The sequence below is a fragment of the Rhodococcus sp. 05-339-2 genome (assembly GCF_002258965.1).
Lineage (GTDB): Bacteria > Actinomycetota > Actinomycetes > Mycobacteriales > Mycobacteriaceae > Rhodococcoides.
On the sequence record NZ_NOYW01000004.1, the window covers coordinates 150,466 to 169,434 of the forward strand.

Here is an 18,969-nt window from a genome sequence, read left to right on the forward strand (position 1 = left end):
GGATGTCCTTCACGGCCTCGAGCGGGAGCGGTGCGATCAGAGCATGTGCAAGCGACGGTAGATCATCTCGGCCGGCTTGGTGATCAAACCGCAGTCGAGAAGAAATGCCATCAGGTGCTCGCTCGAAGTACGCATCATCGTGTGGTGGTGCGCGTTGTTCTTCGCTTCCTTCACCGCGCGGTCGACGTCGAGGCCCGCTGCTGCGTAGACCTCCTTGTTGACCATGTTGGACACGATCAGCCGAGCAGCGATCGCGACGACGAGCGCACTGGTCTTGCGGCGAGCCGGGCTCTTCTGGGCGATCTCCTCACGCATCTGAGCGCGCGCGAAGGTCATGTGCCGTGATTCCTCGACGACGTGGATCTTGCTGGTGGTGCGCACGAGTGGCAGCACGTTCTCGCCGCGCATCCAGTCGCGCTGCATGACGTCGAGCACCTCTTCGGCGACGAGGATGCCGCCGTAGGCGACCTCGGCGGACGCGAGAGCCTTGAAGCCGCGGCCGAGTTCGATGCTCGATCGACGCGGCAGGTATGCCTTGATGCCCATCTTCTGGCAGGCGCGGGCGAACATGATCGAGTGACGGCACTCGTCGGCGATCTCGGTGAGCGCGAACTGGAAGTCGGAGTTCGACGAGTCCTTGCAGTACTGATCGCGCAGAACCATCTGCTGCAGGATCATCTCGAACCAGATACCGGTGCTCATGATGGAGCAGACCTCGTGGCGAGTGAGCGTGATGCGCTGCTCCTCGCTCATCTCGTCCCACAGCTTCGTCCCGTACAGGGTGCTCCACTCCGGATTGAGTCCGTAGAGGGAGGGATCGAGGTCGGCTTCCCAGTCGACTTCCTCGGACGGATCGTAGGACAGCTGGGCGGCGGAATCGAGCAGACGAGCGGAAACGTCCTCCGGCTCGAGAACGTCGTTCCGGGACAGTGTGCTGGTCATCGCCGTGGTTCCTTCCATCGTCGAAAAGCTGTAGGTAACTGTTACGGAGATTACCAGGTACTCAGCGACACAGGTAGTCGTTCGGGCAGAGGTTCCTGGATTCTTTTCGCCGGACCCCTAGAGTTCGAGCGTGCCGAACACGGAGAACCACCGGTGATCGCCGCCCTGCGATCTGCCCTCGAACGCAGACCCATGCGTCTGTACGCGGTGGGAATGGTGTCGGCCAACGCCATCGGGGCCGTCATCGTGTTCGTATTGGCGCGCTTCGTCCTGCCGCTGCCGGTCGGTTCCGAAGAGATCCTGTCGGACCGAAATTACCTGGCGTTTTTCGTGTACCTACCGGTCGCGATCGCCATCGGTATCGGGCTCGGGCTCCGCGTCGCAGCACTCCTGATTCGGTGGCTGCACACCGGAGGAACACCGACGGACGAGACCGCGATCGCCGTCGTCCGACTGCCGTTGCGCCAACTCGGCGTCCACGTTCTGCTGTGGGCGCTCGGCGTCGCGGTGTTCGTCTCGGTCAATGCGTCGGCCGGTGCCGCGCTGTCGATCATCGTGGCGATCGCCGTCAGCTTCGGCGGCTTGGCAACGTGCTCGCTGGGTTACCTGGTGGCCGAACGAACTCTTCGCCCGATCACAGCCGCGGTGATGGACGTCGGTGCGGTCACCGATTCCGCAGCTCTCGGTGTTCGGCTTCGTGTCGTTCTCATCTGGGTCCTGAGCACAGCGATTCCCGTTCTCGGGTTGGGCCTCATCGGACTCGGCAGGTTGATCGACACCGTCATCCCTCCCGACGTCGATCTTTCCCCCGCGATGGTGTCGCTCTCCGCGGTTGCCCTGGTCGTCGGATTCGGCGGCATGTTTCTGGTCGGACGCTCCGTCTCGGACCCGCTACAGCAGGTCAGCAGCGCCATGCAACGCGTCGAAGCCGGGGCGACCGATACCCGTGTCGACGTCTACGACGCCTCCGAGATCGGCCGTTTGCAGAACGGGTTCAACAAGATGGTGGTCGGACTGGACGAGCGCGAACGTCTCCGATCGCTGTTCGGTCGCCACGTGGGCCAGGACGTCGCCCAACGAGCGCTCGCGAGCGCACCCCGCCTCGGCGGCGAGAATCGGACTGTGGCGGTGCTGTTCGTCGATCTCGTGGGTTCGACGGCTCGCGCCGAACGAGAATCGGCCGAAGCCGTGGTGGACTGGCTCAATCGATTTTTCGCGGTCGTCGTGGAGCACGGTGAGCGAGGCGGCGGATTCGTCAACAAGTTCGAGGGTGATGCCGCATTGCTGATCTTCGGTGCTCCGGTCGATCACCCGGATCCCGCGACCGCCGCACTACGCACCGCGCGCACCCTGGCGGCCGAACTGTCCATCGACGGCGACTACGAGCTGGGCATCGGAGTCACGTACGGATCGGTCATCGCAGGCAACATCGGCGCCGAGTCGCGTTTCGAGTACACCGTCATCGGCGACACGGTGAACCAGGCGGCCCGGCTCACCGATCTCGCCAAGGATGACCCCGACACCGATGTGCTGACGTCGTCGACGGTGCTCGATCACGCATCCGACGACGAACGCACGCACTGGACGACGGGCGAGACGGTGACACTGCGCGGCCGCTCGACACCGACCATTCTGGCTGCACCCGTGCGGCCCCGCTGACGATCGCTCGGCCGAAAAAATTCGAAGGTTTCCCGTTCGACTCCGATGGGGCATACCCCCCGAACCAACTCACCCCATCGCGCTTACGCGAGACGTTGACTGGTACAACGTCTCTCGCTCCGAAAGGCAACCATGCCCGCAATTCTGTTCGGCTCGATCAGCACACTCGTCGACACGTCCGAACTGCAGCGTCGCTCGTTCAACGAGGCGTTCGCAGCGCACGATCTGAACTGGAACTGGTCCCGGGACGACTACCGGGCCATGCTCGGCTCGAACGGTGGTGCCGACCGCATCAGCGAATACGCGTCCGAGACCGGTACCGAGGTGGACGCCGCGGCAGTACACGCCACCAAATCGGAGATCTTCCAACGACTGATCGGCGAGTCCGACGTCAAGACACGTCCGGGAGTCGCCGACACGATCGACTCCGCCAAAGCGAACGGCCTCAAAGTCGGCTTCGTGACGACGACCTCGCGAGAGAACATCGACGCGCTCCTCGCGGCTCTGTCTCCCGAACTCACAGCCGACTCGTTCGACGTCATCGTCGACGCCACCTCGGTCGAGCCGGGAAAGCCCGACCCCGCCTCGTACCAGTACGCGCTGAAGACGCTGGGCGAGAACGCGTCCGACAGTGTGGCCATCGAAGACAACGCCGGCGGTGTCCAGGCGGCAGCGGCTGCGGGCATCACCTGTGTGGCATTCCCCAACGAGAACACTGCGGGCACCGAATTCGACTCGGCCACCGAGACCGTAGATGCACTCGATCCCGAGCGCGTCCGAGCTCTGCTCTCCGCCTGAGCCCGACCTGCGGAGCGCGCGTTTTGTCTGACCTTTTCATCCAATCCTCCAGGAGTAACCAGTGAGCAATCTTCAGGCCCAGGTCGTTGCCGGGGACAGGTCGTTTCGCGTCGAGGGATACGAGCGCATCGAGTACGACCTGATCTACGTCGACGGGGTGTTCGCGATCGAGAACACCGAATTGGCCGACAGCTACCGGCCGTACGGTCGCGCGCTGATGGTCGTCGACGAAGCGGTGCACGACATCTACGGCGACCGGATCAGCGCATACTTCGATCACCACGAGATCGCGCTGACGGTGGTTCCGGTGCACATCGCGGAGACCGCCAAGTCGCTGGAGACCTTCGAGCGCATCGTGGGTGAGTTCGATGCATTCGGTCTGGTCCGCACCGAGCCGGTACTGGTGGTGGGCGGCGGACTGACAACGGACGTAGCAGGATTCGCGTGCGCCAGCTACCGCCGCAACACCCCGTACATCCGCATTCCCACCACCCTGATCGGCTTGATCGATGCAAGCGTGTCCATCAAGGTGGCCGTCAACTACGGAAAGCACAAGAACCGCCTCGGTGCCTACCACGCGTCACAGAAGGTGCTGCTGGACTTCTCGTTCCTCGGCACGCTGCCCGAGGACCAGGTGCGCAACGGCATGGCCGAGCTGATCAAGATCTCCGTGGTCGGCAACTTGGAAATCTTCGAGATGCTCGAACAGTACGGGCCCGAACTGCTGCGAACCCGATTCGGCCATCTCGACGGAACAGCGGAATTACGTTCGGTCGCAGACAAACTGACCTACTCGGCGATCGCGACGATGCTCGAACTCGAGGCCCCCAATCTGCACGAGATCGATCTCGATCGCGTCATCGCCTTCGGTCACACCTGGAGTCCGACGCTCGAGCTGACCCCGCCTGCACCGTTCTTCCACGGTCACGCGATCAACATCGACATGGCGCTCTCGACGACCGTCGCCGAGCAACGCGGACATCTGTCCACGGCCGACCGCGATCGCGTACTCGGTGTGATGTCCAGCATCGGCCTGGCCCTGGACAGCCCGTACCTGACACCCGAATTGCTTTCCGAGGCAACGGCATCGATCCTCAAGACACGCGACGGGATCCTGCGTGCCGCGGTGCCCGATCCGATCGGCACGTGCCGCTTCCTCAACGACCTCGACGCATCGGAGCTGGCCGATGTCCTGACGCTGCACAAGAAGATCTGCCTGGACTTCCCCCGGGCAGGCGAGGGCCTCGACATGTTCACCGCGCCGACGCCGTGACGAAGGCCCCGCGACCGGTGACCCCGACGACCATTCTGGCGCGTGAGCTGAGCGAGATAGCAGATCTGCTCGACGCCGGCGCCGGGGTGACCGACGAGCTGACCACCCGTGTTCATCGAGCCCGCGATCTCGCAGCGGGACTCGACCCGTATCTCGACACCTGTACCACCTCCCAATCCGCAGCGCTGGCGACACTGGCGTCGCGGACCCGCACCGAGGACTGGAGATCACGCGACGTGGTCTCCGGCTCGGGGCCCCTGGAGATGGAGATGCTCTCCGGCCACGTGGAGGGACGCTTCCTCGCGTTTCTCGTGCACATGACCGGGGCGAAGCGGGTACTCGAGATCGGTATGTTCACCGGCTATTCGGCACTGGCGATGGCCGAGGCTCTGCCTGCAGGCGGTGAGGTGGTCGCGTGCGAGGTGGATCCGTACGTGGCCGAGTTCGCGCAGTCCTGCTTCGCGGAATCACCTGCCGGCTCGTCCATCACGGTGGAGGTCGGTCCGGCACTGGAGACCCTTCGACGGCTCGACGGTCGCTTCGACCTGGTGTTCATCGACGCCGACAAAACCGGGTACCGCGCCTACGTGGAGTATCTGCTCGGTAGCGAACTGCTCGCCGAGAACGCCGTGATCGCGGTCGACAACACCCTGCTGCAGGGCCAGCCGTACAGCGAACAGCCCACCGAGAACGGCAGGGCCGTCGCAGAATTCAACGACTACGTAGCGAACGACCCTCGCGTGGAGCAGGTTCTGCTTCCTCTGCGCGACGGCGTCACGCTCATCCGTCGAACATGATTCGTACGGTTGCCGCGCTGCTCGGTCTCGCGGCCACCCTGCCCGTCGACCTCGCGGCGACGGCGGTGGCCGCGATCGGTGGCACTGCGCCGCCCACCCGCCGATCCGAGTCACCCAGAACGGTGCTGATCAGCGGCGGCAAGATGACCAAGGCACTGCAGCTCGCTCGCTCCTTTCACCTCGCCGGGCATCGGGTGATCCTGGTGGAATCGGCCAAGTACCGCTTCACCGGCCACCGGTTCTCCCGGGCCGTCGACCGATTTCACTGTGTACCCGATCCGGGTGCCCCGGGATACGCGCAGGCTCTGCTGGACATCGTTCGACGCGAGAACGTCGATGTCTTCGTCCCCGTGGCCAGCCCTGCGGCGAGCATTCACGACGCAGACGCCAGGGCCGTGCTCGACCCGCACTGCGAAGTGATCCACGGCGACGCGGACACCGTGCGAATGGTCGACGACAAGTCTCGATTCTCCGAGCACGCAACATCGTTGGGACTTCGCGTGCCCGACTTCCGGCGGATCACCGATCCCGCCCAGATCGACGACTTCGAGTTTCCGCCGGGTCGCGAATACATCCTGAAACGGATCTCGTACAACCCGGTCGGGCGAATGGACCTGACGCGGTTGTCGGCACGCACACCGGAGCGGAACTCGTCGTTCGCCAGGAGCCTGCACATCACGGACGACGATCCGTGGATTCTGCAGGAGTTCATCGCCGGTCAGGAGTACTGCACGCACGGCACGGTACGCCAGGGTCGGCTGCAGGTGTACGGCTGTTGCGTGTCCTCGGCGTTCCAGGTCAACTACGAGATGGTGGACAAGCCGGACATCCTGCGCTGGGTGGAAACATTCGTCTCTTCTCTGGACGTGACCGGCCAGCTGTCGTTCGACTTCATAGAATCCGCCGCCGACGGCCACATCTACGCGATCGAATGCAACCCCCGCACCCACTCGGCCATCACGATGTTCTACGACCATCCCGACCTGGCGGCCGCGTATCTCGACGACGGCCACCCGGTGATCGTGCCGCGTCCGACGGCTCGGCCGACCTACTGGGTCTACCACGAGATATGGCGCTTGTTCTCCGAGGGCAACCGAAAAGCTCGCCTTCGCAGCATCTTCCGCGGCAAGGACGCCATCCTGACCGGATGGGATCCTCTGCCGTACTTTCTCGTACACCACCTCCAGATCCCGTCCCTGTTGCTGCGCAATCTGCTGGCACGACGTGGCTGGTCGCGCATCGACTTCAACATCGGCAAACTCGTGGAGAACGGAGGCGACTGATGACCCTGTCGGTACTGGTGTTGGTCGGATCGTCGGTGGACGAGTTCCATTGCGATCTGTCACGGGTGTACGCGGGCGGATTCCTCGACGCGCTCGGCGGGAGTCCCGACTACCGCTTCGAGGTGGCGTTCGTCTCCCCCGGTGGGCTCTGGAGCTTCCCCGGCGCGATCGATGCCGCCAGTGTGGCTGCGGCGCAGCAGATGTCGTTGGCACAGGCAGTGGAAATCATGTCGTCGTGGCATTTCGACGTCATGGTGCCGCAGATGTTCTGCCTGCCCGGGATGACGACGTACCGCAGTCTGTTCGATCTGTTGGGCGTGCCGTACGTGGGCAACGGTCCTGATGTGATGGCGATGACGGCGGACAAGGCCCGTGCCCGAGCCGTCGTCGCTGCGGCCGGGGTCGCCGTACCCACCGGGGTGGTGGTCCGCTGCGGCGACGACATCGACGTCGATCTGCCCGTGGTCGTCAAGCCGGTGGACTCGGACAACTCGATGGGCGTCGCGCTCGTTCGCGAATCCGACCGTCTGGCAACCGCAGTGAGCGAGGCTCTGGCGTACTCGTCTGCGGCACTGGTGGAGTCGTACGTTCCACTCGGTCGGGAGGTACGTTGCGGCATCATCGCCCGAGGCGACGAGCTGATCTGTCTTCCGCTCGAGGAGTACGCCGTCGAGTCGATCCGCACCAGCGCCGACAAGTTGAATCGCACCTCGGACGGAGATCTGTACCTGGTCGCGAAGGAGCAGACCAAGGCGTGGATGGTCGACGTCTCCGATCCGATCACCGAGAAGGTCTGGGCCGCAGCACGATCGTGCTATCGCTCTCTCGGCTGCCGACACTACGGTCTCTTCGACTTCCGAATCGACCCCGACGGGGAGCCGTGGTTCCTCGAGGCCGGCCTGTACTGCTCGTACTCGCCGTCGAGCGTGCTCGCGGTGATGGCCTCGGCGGCGGGCATCGCCGTCGAGGAACTGTTCGCACGATCGCTCGACGAACTGTCGGTGAAGGAGCTGTCCTCGTGACGTTGGGAATCGAGATCACCGAGCTGGACCTGAGCTCTACCGACACCGAAGAACTGCGAGCGCTGTTGGCCGAACACGGCGTGCTGATTCTGCGCGAGCAGCCCTTGGACGACGCGGGTTTCCTGGCGTTTCTCCGACGGTTCGGCGACATGATGTTCACCGAGGGCGAGACGCCGGTGCCGGGCTTCCCCGATCTGAACGTCATCAGCAACGTCGGCCGAACCACACCGCCGAAGTCGACGTTCCACGTCGACACCACGTATGTGCCGAATCCGCCTGCCTACACCGCGTTACGTGCGGTCGAGGTACCGGAAGCCGGAGGCAGCACGCTGTTCAGCGATCAGTACGAGGCCTACGACACACTGCCCGCCGACCTGAAAGCGAACCTGGCCGGACGAACCGTGACGCATCGCGTGACCGGGGTGGCGTCGGACACCGATTCCAGTGCCGAACATCCCCTGTTCGCAGTGCATCCCGTGTCCGGGCGCACTGCACTGGCGTTGTCGGCACCGGCGCGGTGCGTCGCGATCAGTGGAATGTCCTCCGAGGAGGCGCACGAGACCGTGCGAGTGCTGTTCGAGCACTCGACTCGCGAAACCAACCTGTTGCGGCATGCGTGGGCACCCGGCGATGTGGTGATGTGGGACAACCGATGTGTGATGCATCGAGCCGATCACAGCGGAGTCGTGGGAAACAGGGTGATGCATCGCGGAATGGTGGCGAATGGTGAATCGGCGTCGGTTATGTGATTGACAACTCAAAGATTTGCCGGTTCGCCCGTAGCCAGGAGAATCGAGTCATGACTTCTCCGGTGGCAATCAGCCGCGACACAGCAGTCGGTCCCGAAGCTCGTCTGTCCTGGATATTGTCCGGACTGGCCGGGATGGTGGGCGCAGTGGCGTTCTTGCATTCTGCCGGCTACTTCGTGACCTTCATGACCGGCAACACCGAACGTGCTGTCGTCGGGCACTTCGGGCACCCCGAGGGCAAGGAGGTCACCCCGGGCGCCTCACCGATAGCGGCTCTCGCGCTCATGGGCTCTTTTCTGGCCGGGGTGGTGATCTCGTCGATCTGCCGCCGTCGGTACTGGTCGAACCATCCCCACGGAGCAACGGTGCTGACCACGATCGCGCTCGCCGGAGCGGGAGCCATCGACATCGCCATCTCGGGATGGTCGTCGGCGAACGTGAACTTCTACCCGATTCTGTTGGTGGCCTTCGCACTCGGCGCACTGAACACCGCGTTCACGAAGAAGGAAGAGACCTACATTCCGCTGAGCTACGTCACCGGAACGCTGGTGAAGCTGGGCCAGGGTATCGAACGGCACCTGTTCGGCGGGGGAACGCGCTACGACTGGCTGTGCTACACAGCCCTTCTCGGATCGTTCGCGTTGGGCGGAGCGATCGGAGCCTTCATCGGCGTCGTCATCACCGGACCCCAGGTGCTGCTTCTGACCGCACTGCTCAGCTTCGGCGCAACGATCTTCACCTTCACCCACACCGAGCGTCGCACGCTGCTGGGGTGAAGCAACGTCCCCCGGTCAGCCCTCGACCAACGGCGAGGCCACGATGATCTTGCGCAACATCTGCTCGATGAAGGTGGGGGAAAGTCGCGATCCGATCAGCACTTGCCGCTGAACGAGACCTTCGATCATCACTACGAGAGTTTCGGCGTCGGAGGGCGGATCCTCGGAGTCCAGCGAGGCGACGATCCACTGGGTGTAGGTGACGAATGCGGCACGTTGACTGTCGAACAACTCGCGGATTTCGTCGTCGTGCTGCGCCTCGCCGAGCATGATGTGGCGCGCGATCACCCGTTTGACCGCGTCTGCCGATGTCATGGCGTCGATGAAGTCGATGATGTGGGATATCACAACGTCGACGGTGAGCGGTTTGACGTCCACCAGAGTGCCGAACGTCGCTCCGGCAACCTCGAAATCGCGGACGAACAGTTGACCGAGAGCCAGGTGAAGCAGCCGACTCCGGGTGGGCGCGTGGTAGTTCACCGATCCGGGGCCGAGTCCCGCTGCGGCGTCCACCGCCCGGTGGGTCAAGCCGCGCAGCCCCTGCGTGGCGAGCACCTCGATGGCGGCAGTGGCGATCTCGTCGCGCCGACGCACTCTCGACTCGTCGTCCTTGGAGTGTGCCGACCTCATACCGCGCAGTGTAGTGCCAGGCCGTTGACATCCGTCGATTCCGAGACCTAGTCTCAACCGATGTTGAGCATCGGGGGGAACACGGGCCGGGGGCCCACCAGACGCCAGATCATGATCGGAGCGGCTGCCGCGGCCACCATCGCCGTCGTCGGCCCGGTCGCCAAGGCGGCAGCTGCCCCGGCGACCGGCTCGGGCGGCCAGTGCACCGAGCGCTACCAGGGCTACCGCGAGGCCGATCGAAACCTGCCGTATGCCCGATACATGGCACCGAGGACGACGCCCGCACCGGCGGTCGTCGCGGACGCCTACGCGGGACCTGCCCTCGCGCCCGAGTCGATCCCCGGATTCGATGCGATCACAACCGATCTCGCGTCCACCGGCTACTCCACGATCGAGACCGGATACGGTCGCCGCGCCGACGGGGTGACGTTCGTGGCGGTCCGTACGGTGATGCCGCGCGTGACGGCAGCGATGTGGGACTGGTGGTTCGGCTGGCATTCCACCGAGGCCGCGCGATACAAGCTGTGGCATCCCGATGCCCACCTCTACGCGGACTTCGCCGAGGATCGAACGTCACTCGACATTCCCGACAAGGCCAAGTACATCGGCAACACGACGTTCGTGGACGAATACGTCGGTCCGAAGCTGCAGCAGCTGGGCATTGCCTTTCGCGATCCGATCGCGCACGGATTCGACGTTCCCGCAGATCAGACGATCGTCTTCGGCCGAGTGGGCAGTTCCATCGCACCGGTGGATCTGGGATGGCTGGCCCACCAGGTGCGCCCTGTCGACGGTGGTGCCGAGATGCGTAGCCGCTTCTTCCTGAACCTACGAGGGCTCCACGTACCGGACGTCAAGCAGGCCGCGTGCGCCGTCGGCCGTGGGGCGTCGGTGGACCCGACGGACCTCGTTCTTGGCCTCGATCTCGCCCGAGACCTCCTGCTGCACTGCGGACAGGAGATGAACCATCTCGCGGGCTTCCTACCGGAGTTGTACGCCGAGTTCGGGAGCTAGTGCCCCAGGAACACCTTCGCCAGCACGATCGACGCAGCAACCGCAGCGGTGGCCAGGCCACCCAGAAAGGCACGGAAGGTCAAGCGATTGCCGCGAATTCGCTGGGTGACCATCTGAATCGTGGCGATGCGCACCACGATCACTGCGCCGGCCAGCAGTTCCGACCATTGGCCCGGGAGCACCGACAACCAACCGAGGGCCAGCATCAACGCAGGGACGGTGCCGGAACTCAGGATGGGAACGGCATCGCGAAATTCCTCGACGGCCTTGAACTTGCGTTGCTCGTCGGTGGCATCACCGTGGGCTTCGGGGATCTGACTGCCCGCGACGAAATCCGCGAACACATGCGCGAGAAACGTCGTCACCGCAGTGGCCAGAACCAGGACAGCCGCCGTTCCGTGCTCGATCGAGCTCGGCGTCGATGCTGCGACCGCCGCGAGGACCAGGATGTTTCCGTAGACGTAGGCGGAAAGCCTCCTGGCCGCCCGCGCGGGCTCGAGCGGGCCGTCCGCGCGGGTGACCAATCGGCTGTACAGCCGTGTTCCACCGATACCGGGTTCTGCGTCGCTCATGCCGGAGATCGTTGCACGGTAGGCGCGATTATTCGACGGGGACTCCGAGCCGACCGGCCTGGTAGTCCTCGAACGCCTGCAGCACTTCGGACTTGGTGTTCATCACGAACGGGCCTGCCATCGCGACGGGTTCCCGAATCGGCCGGCCACCCAGAACGAACACCTCGAGCGACTCCCCCACCGCGGATGCGGACATCTCGATGGTGTCGCCGCGGCCGAACAGTGCCGTCTGCCCCATCCTGATCGGACGCTTCTCCGCGCCCACCGTGCCCTCTCCCGCGAGAACATAGACGAGTGCGTTGAATTCTCGATTCCACGGCAGCGTCAGCGCCGCTCCCGGCGCGATCGTGCTGTGCGAGAGCGCAATCGGGGTGTACGTCGAACCCGGCCCCTGCAGACCGGCGATCTCGCCGGCGATGACACGTACCAGCGCACCGCCGTCCGGACTCGACGCCAGCGCCACCTTGCTCCCGGTGATGTCCTGGTAACGCGGATGCGCCATCTTGTTCTCGCGCGGCAGATTGACCCAGAGCTGCACACCGTGGAACAGCCCGCCCGACATCACCAGATGCTCGGGCGGAGCCTCGATGTGCAGAATGCCACCGCCCGCCGTCATCCACTGGGTGTCGCCACCGCTGATGATTCCGCCGCCGCCGTGGGAGTCCTTGTGCTCCATGATCCCGTCGATCATGTAAGTCACCGTCTCGAACCCGCGGTGCGGATGCCACGGCGTCCCCTTCGGCTCACCGGGCGCGTAATTCACCTCGCCCATCTGATCCATGTGAATGAACGGGTCGAGGGACGACATGTCCAGTCCGGCGAATGCCCTGCGAACGGGAAAGCCCTCCCCCTCGTATCCCGTCGGTGCCGTCGTGACCGACCGGACCGGCCGGGGGACGGCGGTGGCGTCGGGCATGGGGATGCGGGGCAACGCGAGGATGTTGTCGACCGTCACTGCGGGCATGGGCTCCCTTTCGGCAATGTAGTTGACTCTGCAACTACTCTACGCGCTTCAACCCGGCGGTGTTCGACGGTATTCCCGCGGTCAGCCCTGCCGGTCGGCCAGCCACTGCCGGATCTCGTCGGTGACCGGTTCGACGATGTCGTCGTACTCCCGATGCTTACCCACGAAGGCGGCCACCAGTTCGCAGATCGGAACGATTCGCCTGGCGTCGGAACGGGTGGCGTCGAGCGCCTGCTGCACGAGAATCGTTGCCAGACCACGTCCGCCGTAGGCTGCGTCGACCTCGGTATGGAAGAAGATGCGTCTGCCCTGCTCGTCGTCGGCGAACTCGGTGAAGCCGACCTGCGAACCCTCCACCGAGACGGTGAAACGGTCCGCCTGCTGGGAGATCTCGACCTCGGCACCGGTTTTGTCGACCGTCATTCCGCACTCCTCGTTCCCGGTAGGCGCGCACCGCACCTCGTCGGTCACGATCGTGCACGATCGGCGGAGATCTGTCGATCGTGAACCGCACCGAGCACCTGCGTACGGCGGGTTCGTGATCCACCGTCACCGACAGGGGTGCCGAGCGACCGTTTGCGCCTCTGTACGGTGGAGCGAAGGACCTCGACCGATGAATCATCAAGGGGAAGGAACTTCATGGCTCGGCCAGACAGGCTGGAGAAAGACCCGAACAAAGGTTTCGTGGCCCTGCTGGGCTGGAGTTTGGCCGCAGTGGAAGCACTGGACAAGTTCGATCGGCGCTACGTGGTCGTCGCCCCGGAGTGGGCCGAGGCGTACTGCACCGAGCACGACATTCCGTACCTCCCGTGGAACTTCGAGCGACTCAACGATCGCTCGCTGGAAATCGCCGAGACCCTGCAGGCCAAGGGCGTCGACGTCGCGATTCCGTTGTACGAGGAGACAGTGGAGTGGGCCGGTGCCATCAACTCGGTGTTGCTCGGCAACCCACGCCTGTTCGGTCAGGCAATGCTGTTGCGCGACAAGTCCTTGATGAAGCGCCGTGCTCAGCTCGGCGGCATTCGAGTGGGCATCTTCGAGGAAGCCCACGACCGTGAGGACGTCATTCGATTCCTCAAGCGTGTCAACCAGACGCTGCTCAAGCTCGACGGCGATCCCAACGACCCGATTCATGTGAAGGCCTTCGACAAGGCCGGTTGCCTCGGCCACCGCGTCATTCGCACCCCTGACGAGGTCGACTCCATTCCCGACGAGGAATTTCCGGCGCTGATGGAATCGCACCTCGACGGCTGGGAATTCGCGGTCGAAGCATGGATTCACAACGGCAAGATCAAGTTCCTCAACATCTCCGAGTACGTCAGGCTCGGTTACTCGGTGTTCGTCCCGGCCACACCGGAACTGGAGAAGTACCGCGAGCAGATCACGGTGCAGATCGAGAAGCTGATCAAGGCCTTCGACATCGAGTTCGGTTTCATTCACCCCGAGTACTTCGTCACCAGCGACGGCGAGATGTACTTCGGTGAAGTCGCTTACCGGCCACCGGGTTTCAAAGTCTTCGAGCTGCTCGAGCGCGCCTACGGCTTCAACGCGTACCAGGGCCTGGCATTGGCGTTCGACCCGAAGACCACCGAGGAGGAGATCGACGCCTTCTTCCCGAGAGAGGTGGTCGACGCCACCGGTCACGCCGGATGCTTCGGCGTCTACCCGCGGCGACGCGTCGTCAGCGATCTCGTCATCCCCGATGTCACCGCAGACGACGACTACTACGAGACCAACGACCTGTCCGCTCCGGTCGAGGAAACCGTCACCAAGAGAACAGCATTCGGTACTCACTGGGGCCTGCTGTACTTCTTCGGCGAGGACCCGTACCGAATGCGTGATCTGCTCAGGCAACAGGAAGAACTGGACTTCTACGTGTGAAGCAGCAACTCGGCAACGACCACGAACCATCGACGCAGACGATGAACGACTCTGCACCGGTCGACAAGGCTCTGGTGTCACGGCTGGCCCAGCTGGACCACGCCACCGAGGCGCTGGCCGGAGCACCCGAGTTCAGCAAGAACACCAAGGTACGGCGGGTGCTCGACGGCCTGCATCGAGTGTTGTTGCAGCCCGGCGGTTGCAGCGCAATTCGCGAACGAGCCGCGATGCTCGAGCAGGCCGGACTGTTCGCAGGTACCGACTGGGCCCAGCCGGACATTCTCGTCCCGGCGTTCGTGGGGCCGAGCCTGCGTAGCGGCAACGACGACACCGTGGTGCTCGAGGCGACCAGCGAACTGCGCATGATCGCGATCGTCGCGGGTGAGTACGAGCATCCTGCCGTGACCGCCGAGGAGGCTCGGCGATTTCTCTCGCAGGTTCTCGCACTCAACCTCGACGTGCTCTTCACACCGCCGTCGGAGTCGGAGCGAGTTCGATTGGGCCGCACAGCGCATTTGATTCGTGATCTGTTCGGCTACGTCGCGCAGCAGATCGGGTACGACAGCGTGCTCGACGAGTTGGTCGAGGAGATCTGGCGGATTCTGCGCCAGCGTCCGATTCAGGTGGACACCATCAAGGCGATGGTCACGCGCATCGCCATCTATCGCGACGACCCGACCGTGGACCTCGGCAACTCCGGGCAGGGCCTCGATCGATTGATCACGGCGCTGTTCGGCACCACCGATGCCTGCCGCGAGGACCCGGGCGTCGAGGTGTACCGGTCTCGGCTCGAGGCGATGGACGTCGAGGCATTGCAGTTCGAGGCCCGTGGATTCGCGCGGGCCATGCACGACACCGGTCTGGTCTCGCCGTACCACGCGACGCTGACGCAGTATCTCGTCGACCATTACTCGTATGTTCTGCCCGAGGCGCTCGGTCTGTCCGATACCGGCCGGACCTGCCTGACGCGGTATCCCGAACTGGTTCATCGCCTCATCGAGGAGACGGTGTATCCCGAGACCGCGCAGTGCCTCTACGGATTGGCGCTGCTGCTCGATCGGGGAATTCTGCATCAGCCGCCGATCGTGCCGTCCCTGTGGCGCCAGATCTCGCTGAAACTCGCTCCTGCGGTGCGGGAGCGACTGATCACCTCGTTCGGGCCCGTCCCCGCGCCGGAGTCACGCTTGCTCGGGGGTTTGCTCTCGATGCTCGGGCAGCCCCTGGGCGTCGGCCAGGGGGACAACCCGACGTGTCAGTCGGCGCGGGCGTTGTCGATGTGGGCTTACAACGATCCCGACTACCTGCTGCAGATGGTGGTGTGGGCGGCGCGTGACGAGGAGATCGTCATGCACTTCGAGGGGCAGTCGATCTCGTCGACCGAGAGCGTCAGCGGCGTCGCCACGTCCGATCCGGTTGACCTCGATCCCGCGTCGTTGTTGTTGGTTCCGCACCTCGATCGCATCTACGCCGAGATGGTCCGGCGTTGTGCCGATCGTCCCGGTGATCCGCACCGCTGGGTCAACCCGGAATTCCACGGCTGGTGGTCGGCACGCGAATTCCACATCGACGTCGACGTCGCGACCGGCAATCTCGTGGACCTGGACGTCTTCCTGCGGCAGTTCTACGCCGCGTACCACCCGGAGTACAACGGGCACCAACCGTTGATCCATCCACAACCGGCCGGTGTGGCCGTAACCGACAGTGCGGCACGGTATGTGGGGTGGCACGCCATCACGATTCTGCGGGTGTCCGCAGACCCCGACGGTGTCATGCGGGTGTACTTCTTCAACCCGAACAACGACAGCGGGCAGGACTGGGGCGACGGCGTCGTGGTGGGTACGGCGGGCAACGGCGAACGCGCAGGCGAAGGTTCGCTGCCGTTCGACCAGTTCGCCTCACGGCTCTACATCTTCCACACCGATCCACTCGAGCACGGCGAGCCGGAGAGAATCCCGGCCGAGGACATCGAGCGGATCCGAGGCTACATCGAACGGAGTTGGGGCGCAGAACGTTCGGTGCCTCAGGCCTGAGATCCTCCGATGCACCCGAGGCCGCGCACTCGGGTGCATCGGAAGAGCCGTGTGTCGTCAGTCCTTCTTGTCGAGCGCGTCCGGCTTGTGCACCGCGTCCTTACCCGACTTGTCGCTCTCGACCCGGTACTGCGGGTCGTCCTTCGATGCCTTCACGGTCCGGCCTGCGGCTTCGGTATCGGAGGTGATCTTCTCCACCACTTCGCCCTCGGTCTTCGTTCCGTGGGTCTGCCATTCGACCTTGTCGCCCTTGTGCAATTCGTCCTTCGACATGTTCGAGTCGTCCCTTCGTCGGTGTTATCCACCGACGCGTACCCGCGCCGGTGTCGGCGCAATCACCTGGTTCCCAGAGCAGGTGCCAGCGTGGTGAACCACGCCTCGCGTAGCTGATCCTCGAACAGCGGCCAGGTGTGCGCGCCCTCCTCGCGCATGGACACCGTCGCCGGCACGTCGGCTCGGCGCAGAGCGTCGACGAAGATCGACGTGCAGTGGTTGACCATCGCTTCGACCGCCATCCCTCCGAAGGGCGGGATCGCGCCTTCGGGAATGCGATCGACAGGCCCCGGGAGTCCGCGGGACGAACTGACGTACACCGCGGTTCCGCGCAGCCGCTCGACGTTGAGCGATGGGTCGTGATCGCGCCATCCCTGGCTTCCCGGTAGCCCCCACATATTGAAGGGATTGTTGAGTCCGCCGGCGATCATCGCCGATATACCCGCCGTGGCAAGCGGAGTGGACGGTGCCGGACATCCACTGAAGGACGCGGCCGCGTCGAACACGTCCGGGGCCTGGATCGCGAGGTCGAGTGCCGGACCACCACTCATCGACAGCCCTGCCACGCCGCGCCTGCCGGTCGATCCGTAGGCTGCGTCGACGGCGGCGGGCAGTTCGCGGGTGAGGTAGGTCTGCCACTTGTTGCTGCCGAGCACCGGATCCGTTGTCTGCCAGTCGGTGTAGAAACTGAACCGGCCACCGATCGGTGCCACCACGGTGACCTTCTTGTCGAGGAAGAACTTCTCGACGCCGGAATTGTTGAGCCAGCCCACGCCGTCCTCGTTGCCGAGCGCGCCGTTGAGCAGCACGAGAGTGGGTGCTGGTCCGTCGTCGGGGGAATGCAGCACCTCGTTGGATACGACGCGATTCATGGACGGGGAGAACACGTTCAGTACCGCTCGGGTCGCCGACACCTGATGGATGCCGACGGCGCCCGCAGCCGCGTCGGCCGACCCCGTGTTCCCCGGCAGCGCCTGCACCGACGCTCCGGTCATCAGCATCGACGCCACCGCCGCAGCCGCCACGACCGCAGCGGATCGAGTCCGCTTCTTCCTCTTCTGCCCCACACGCAGCATCAGCACCACACGAGGGTCGCACGAATTTCGCTTCCTACCGCTAACGATCGGATTACGAAACCGATCGGTCCGTTCGCTTGCTCCCAGGGGGGCTCACTCGGCCCGGATCCGCGCGGCCTGCAGCGTCAGGTGGTGCCGCTCGGACATCGACGACGCCCTCTCGGCTGCCTGCACGTACAACTCGGCGGCACGCTGCAGATCGCCGGACTTCTCGTGCAGGTACGCGGCCGCTGCTGTGTGCCGCGGGACGGCCGAATCGACCTCGCCCAGTGCCGCAAGCCCCGCCGCCGGACCGTCGGCCTCCCCGATCGCCACCGCTCGATTGAGCCGCACGACGGAACTGCCTGTGAGAGCGAGCAACTCGTCGTACCACTCGACGATCTGCACCCAGTCGGTCTCCTCCACACGCGACGCGTCGGCGTGCAGGGCGGCGATGGCCGCCTGCGCCTGGAACTCTCCCAACCGATCTCGGGCGAGCGCAGTCTGCAGAATCTGCACTCCCTCCGCGATCAGCGTTGTATCCCAACGAGATCGATCCTGCTCGGCGAGAGGAATGAGGTGACCGTCGGGCCCTGTCCTGGCCGAACGGCGTGCGTGGTGAAGCAGCATCAGCGCCAACAGTCCGGCCGTTTCCTCGTCGTCGGACAACCTGGCCAGCTGCCGGGCCAACCGAATCGCCTCGGCCGCCGGATCGATGTCCTCGGTGTACCCCTCGTTGAAGACGAGATACAGCACCCGTCGTACCGTCCCCACATCACCGGGGGCGTCGAAACGCACGTCGCGCACCGTGCGCTTGGCTCGGCTGATGCGTTGCGCCATGGTCTTCTCCGGCACCAGGTATGCCTGCGCGATCTGCCGCGTCGTCAATCCCCCGACGGCACGCAGAGTCAGTGCCACCGCTGCCGCGGGACCGAGCGAGGGATGCGCGCACAGGAAGAACAACTGCAACGTGTCGTCGACGCCGCCGACACTGCCGGGATCCGGTTGGGCGGCGACTCGATCCTCACGTGCTCGTCGCGCGTTCTCGGAGCGTTGCGCGTCGAGAAATTTCCGCCAGGCAACGGTGACCAACCAGCCCTTCGGGTCGGTCGGTGCTTCGGAGACCCACGTCGAGATCGCCTCGAGCATCGCTTCCTGCACAGCATCCTCGGCCGCCGCGAAATCTGCTCCGCGGTGGACGAGAACGCCGATCACCGCGGGCGTCAGTTCCCGCAGAATCCGTGGATCCAC

The 18,969-nt window shown here is 64.5% G+C and carries 19 protein-coding genes; 11 read left to right on the forward strand and 8 right to left on the reverse strand.

Going from position 1 to position 18,969, the window contains the following annotated elements:
* Positions 1-36 precede the first annotated feature (36 nt).
* Positions 37-942, reverse strand: coding sequence for an AurF N-oxygenase family protein (locus CH273_RS01715; RefSeq protein WP_045200329.1), 906 nt, complete (start codon positions 940-942; stop codon positions 37-39).
* Positions 943-1,095: 153 nt separating this feature from the next.
* Here CH273_RS01715 and CH273_RS01720 point away from each other — a divergent pair, with 153 nt between their 5' ends.
* The 8 genes from CH273_RS01720 to CH273_RS01755 all read left to right on the forward strand — a co-directional run bounded on the left by CH273_RS01720 (position 1,096) and on the right by CH273_RS01755 (position 9,299).
* Complete coding sequence (locus CH273_RS01720; RefSeq protein WP_052049654.1) at positions 1,096-2,601, forward strand: adenylate/guanylate cyclase domain-containing protein; 1,506 nt, start codon at positions 1,096-1,098, stop codon at positions 2,599-2,601.
* 132 nt (positions 2,602-2,733) lie between these two features.
* On the forward strand, positions 2,734-3,399 hold the full coding sequence (locus tag CH273_RS01725; RefSeq protein ID WP_032395993.1) for an HAD-IA family hydrolase: 666 nt from the start codon (positions 2,734-2,736) through the stop codon (positions 3,397-3,399).
* Positions 3,400-3,460: 61 nt separating this feature from the next.
* Entirely contained in the window at positions 3,461-4,672 is a 1,212-nt protein-coding gene (locus tag CH273_RS01730; RefSeq protein ID WP_032395994.1) for a sedoheptulose 7-phosphate cyclase, read from the forward strand.
* A 17-nt stretch (positions 4,673-4,689) separates the two neighbouring features.
* On the forward strand, positions 4,690-5,469 hold the full coding sequence (locus CH273_RS01735; protein ID WP_032396323.1) for an O-methyltransferase: 780 nt from the start codon (positions 4,690-4,692) through the stop codon (positions 5,467-5,469).
* On the forward strand, positions 5,466-6,752 hold the full coding sequence (locus CH273_RS01740) for an ATP-grasp domain-containing protein (RefSeq protein WP_032395995.1): 1,287 nt from the start codon (positions 5,466-5,468) through the stop codon (positions 6,750-6,752). The genes CH273_RS01735 and CH273_RS01740 overlap by 4 nt, the downstream gene beginning before the upstream one ends.
* Complete coding sequence (locus CH273_RS01745; RefSeq protein WP_032395996.1) at positions 6,752-7,774, forward strand: D-alanine--D-alanine ligase family protein; 1,023 nt, start codon at positions 6,752-6,754, stop codon at positions 7,772-7,774. The genes CH273_RS01740 and CH273_RS01745 overlap by 1 nt, the downstream gene beginning before the upstream one ends.
* A complete protein-coding gene (locus CH273_RS01750) occupies positions 7,771-8,523 on the forward strand; it encodes a TauD/TfdA dioxygenase family protein (RefSeq protein ID WP_082322515.1) in 753 nt (250 codons plus the stop codon). The genes CH273_RS01745 and CH273_RS01750 overlap by 4 nt, the downstream gene beginning before the upstream one ends.
* A 50-nt stretch (positions 8,524-8,573) precedes the next feature.
* Entirely contained in the window at positions 8,574-9,299 is a 726-nt protein-coding gene (locus CH273_RS01755; protein WP_045196782.1) for a YoaK family protein, read from the forward strand.
* Positions 9,300-9,314: 15 nt separating this feature from the next.
* Here the strand turns inward: CH273_RS01755 and CH273_RS01760 are convergent, their stop codons facing one another.
* On the reverse strand, positions 9,315-9,929 hold the full coding sequence (locus tag CH273_RS01760; RefSeq protein WP_052049656.1) for a TetR/AcrR family transcriptional regulator: 615 nt from the start codon (positions 9,927-9,929) through the stop codon (positions 9,315-9,317).
* Between the two features lie 60 nt (positions 9,930-9,989).
* Between CH273_RS01760 and CH273_RS01765 the strand changes: the two genes are divergently transcribed.
* Complete coding sequence (locus CH273_RS01765; RefSeq protein WP_230596846.1) at positions 9,990-10,943, forward strand: DAPG hydrolase family protein; 954 nt, start codon at positions 9,990-9,992, stop codon at positions 10,941-10,943.
* Here CH273_RS01765 and CH273_RS01770 read toward each other — a convergent pair.
* From CH273_RS01770 to CH273_RS01780, 3 genes are all read right to left on the reverse strand, one after another.
* The gene (locus CH273_RS01770; RefSeq protein WP_052049658.1) at positions 10,940-11,515 is read right to left on the reverse strand and encodes a hypothetical protein; all 576 of its coding nucleotides are present in this window, start codon (positions 11,513-11,515) and stop codon (positions 10,940-10,942) included. The genes CH273_RS01765 and CH273_RS01770 overlap by 4 nt on opposite strands.
* Before the next feature lie 28 nt (positions 11,516-11,543).
* Positions 11,544-12,479: a pirin family protein gene (locus tag CH273_RS01775; RefSeq protein WP_032395997.1), complete on the reverse strand. Its 936-nt coding sequence runs from the start codon at positions 12,477-12,479 to the stop codon at positions 11,544-11,546.
* An 81-nt stretch (positions 12,480-12,560) separates the two neighbouring features.
* The gene (locus CH273_RS01780; protein ID WP_032396329.1) at positions 12,561-12,902 is read right to left on the reverse strand and encodes a GNAT family N-acetyltransferase; all 342 of its coding nucleotides are present in this window, start codon (positions 12,900-12,902) and stop codon (positions 12,561-12,563) included.
* A 216-nt stretch (positions 12,903-13,118) separates the two neighbouring features.
* On the opposite strand from CH273_RS01780, the gene CH273_RS01785 reads away from it, so the two are divergent.
* Both CH273_RS01785 and CH273_RS01790 read left to right on the forward strand, forming a co-directional pair.
* Positions 13,119-14,360, forward strand: a complete 1,242-nt coding sequence (locus CH273_RS01785; RefSeq protein WP_032395998.1) for an ATP-grasp domain-containing protein — start codon at positions 13,119-13,121, stop codon at positions 14,358-14,360.
* Positions 14,361-14,401: 41 nt separating this feature from the next.
* Positions 14,402-16,390: a hypothetical protein gene (locus CH273_RS01790; protein WP_032396330.1), complete on the forward strand. Its 1,989-nt coding sequence runs from the start codon at positions 14,402-14,404 to the stop codon at positions 16,388-16,390.
* A gap of 57 nt (positions 16,391-16,447) precedes the next feature.
* Here CH273_RS01790 and CH273_RS01795 read toward each other — a convergent pair whose 3' ends face one another.
* The 3 genes from CH273_RS01795 to CH273_RS01805 all read right to left on the reverse strand — a co-directional run bounded on the left by CH273_RS01795 (position 16,448) and on the right by CH273_RS01805 (position 18,969).
* Positions 16,448-16,663 (reverse strand): hypervirulence associated TUDOR domain-containing protein, encoded by a 216-nt coding sequence (locus tag CH273_RS01795; protein WP_032395999.1) that lies wholly within the window; start codon positions 16,661-16,663, stop codon positions 16,448-16,450.
* Between the two features lie 62 nt (positions 16,664-16,725).
* Positions 16,726-17,739 carry an alpha/beta hydrolase gene (locus CH273_RS01800; protein WP_230596878.1) on the reverse strand — a complete coding sequence of 338 codons (1,014 nt, stop codon included), beginning with the start codon at positions 17,737-17,739 and terminating at the stop codon, positions 16,726-16,728.
* Between the two features lie 93 nt (positions 17,740-17,832).
* Positions 17,833-18,969 carry an RNA polymerase sigma factor gene (locus CH273_RS01805; RefSeq protein WP_032396000.1) on the reverse strand — a complete coding sequence of 379 codons (1,137 nt, stop codon included), beginning with the start codon at positions 18,967-18,969 and terminating at the stop codon, positions 17,833-17,835.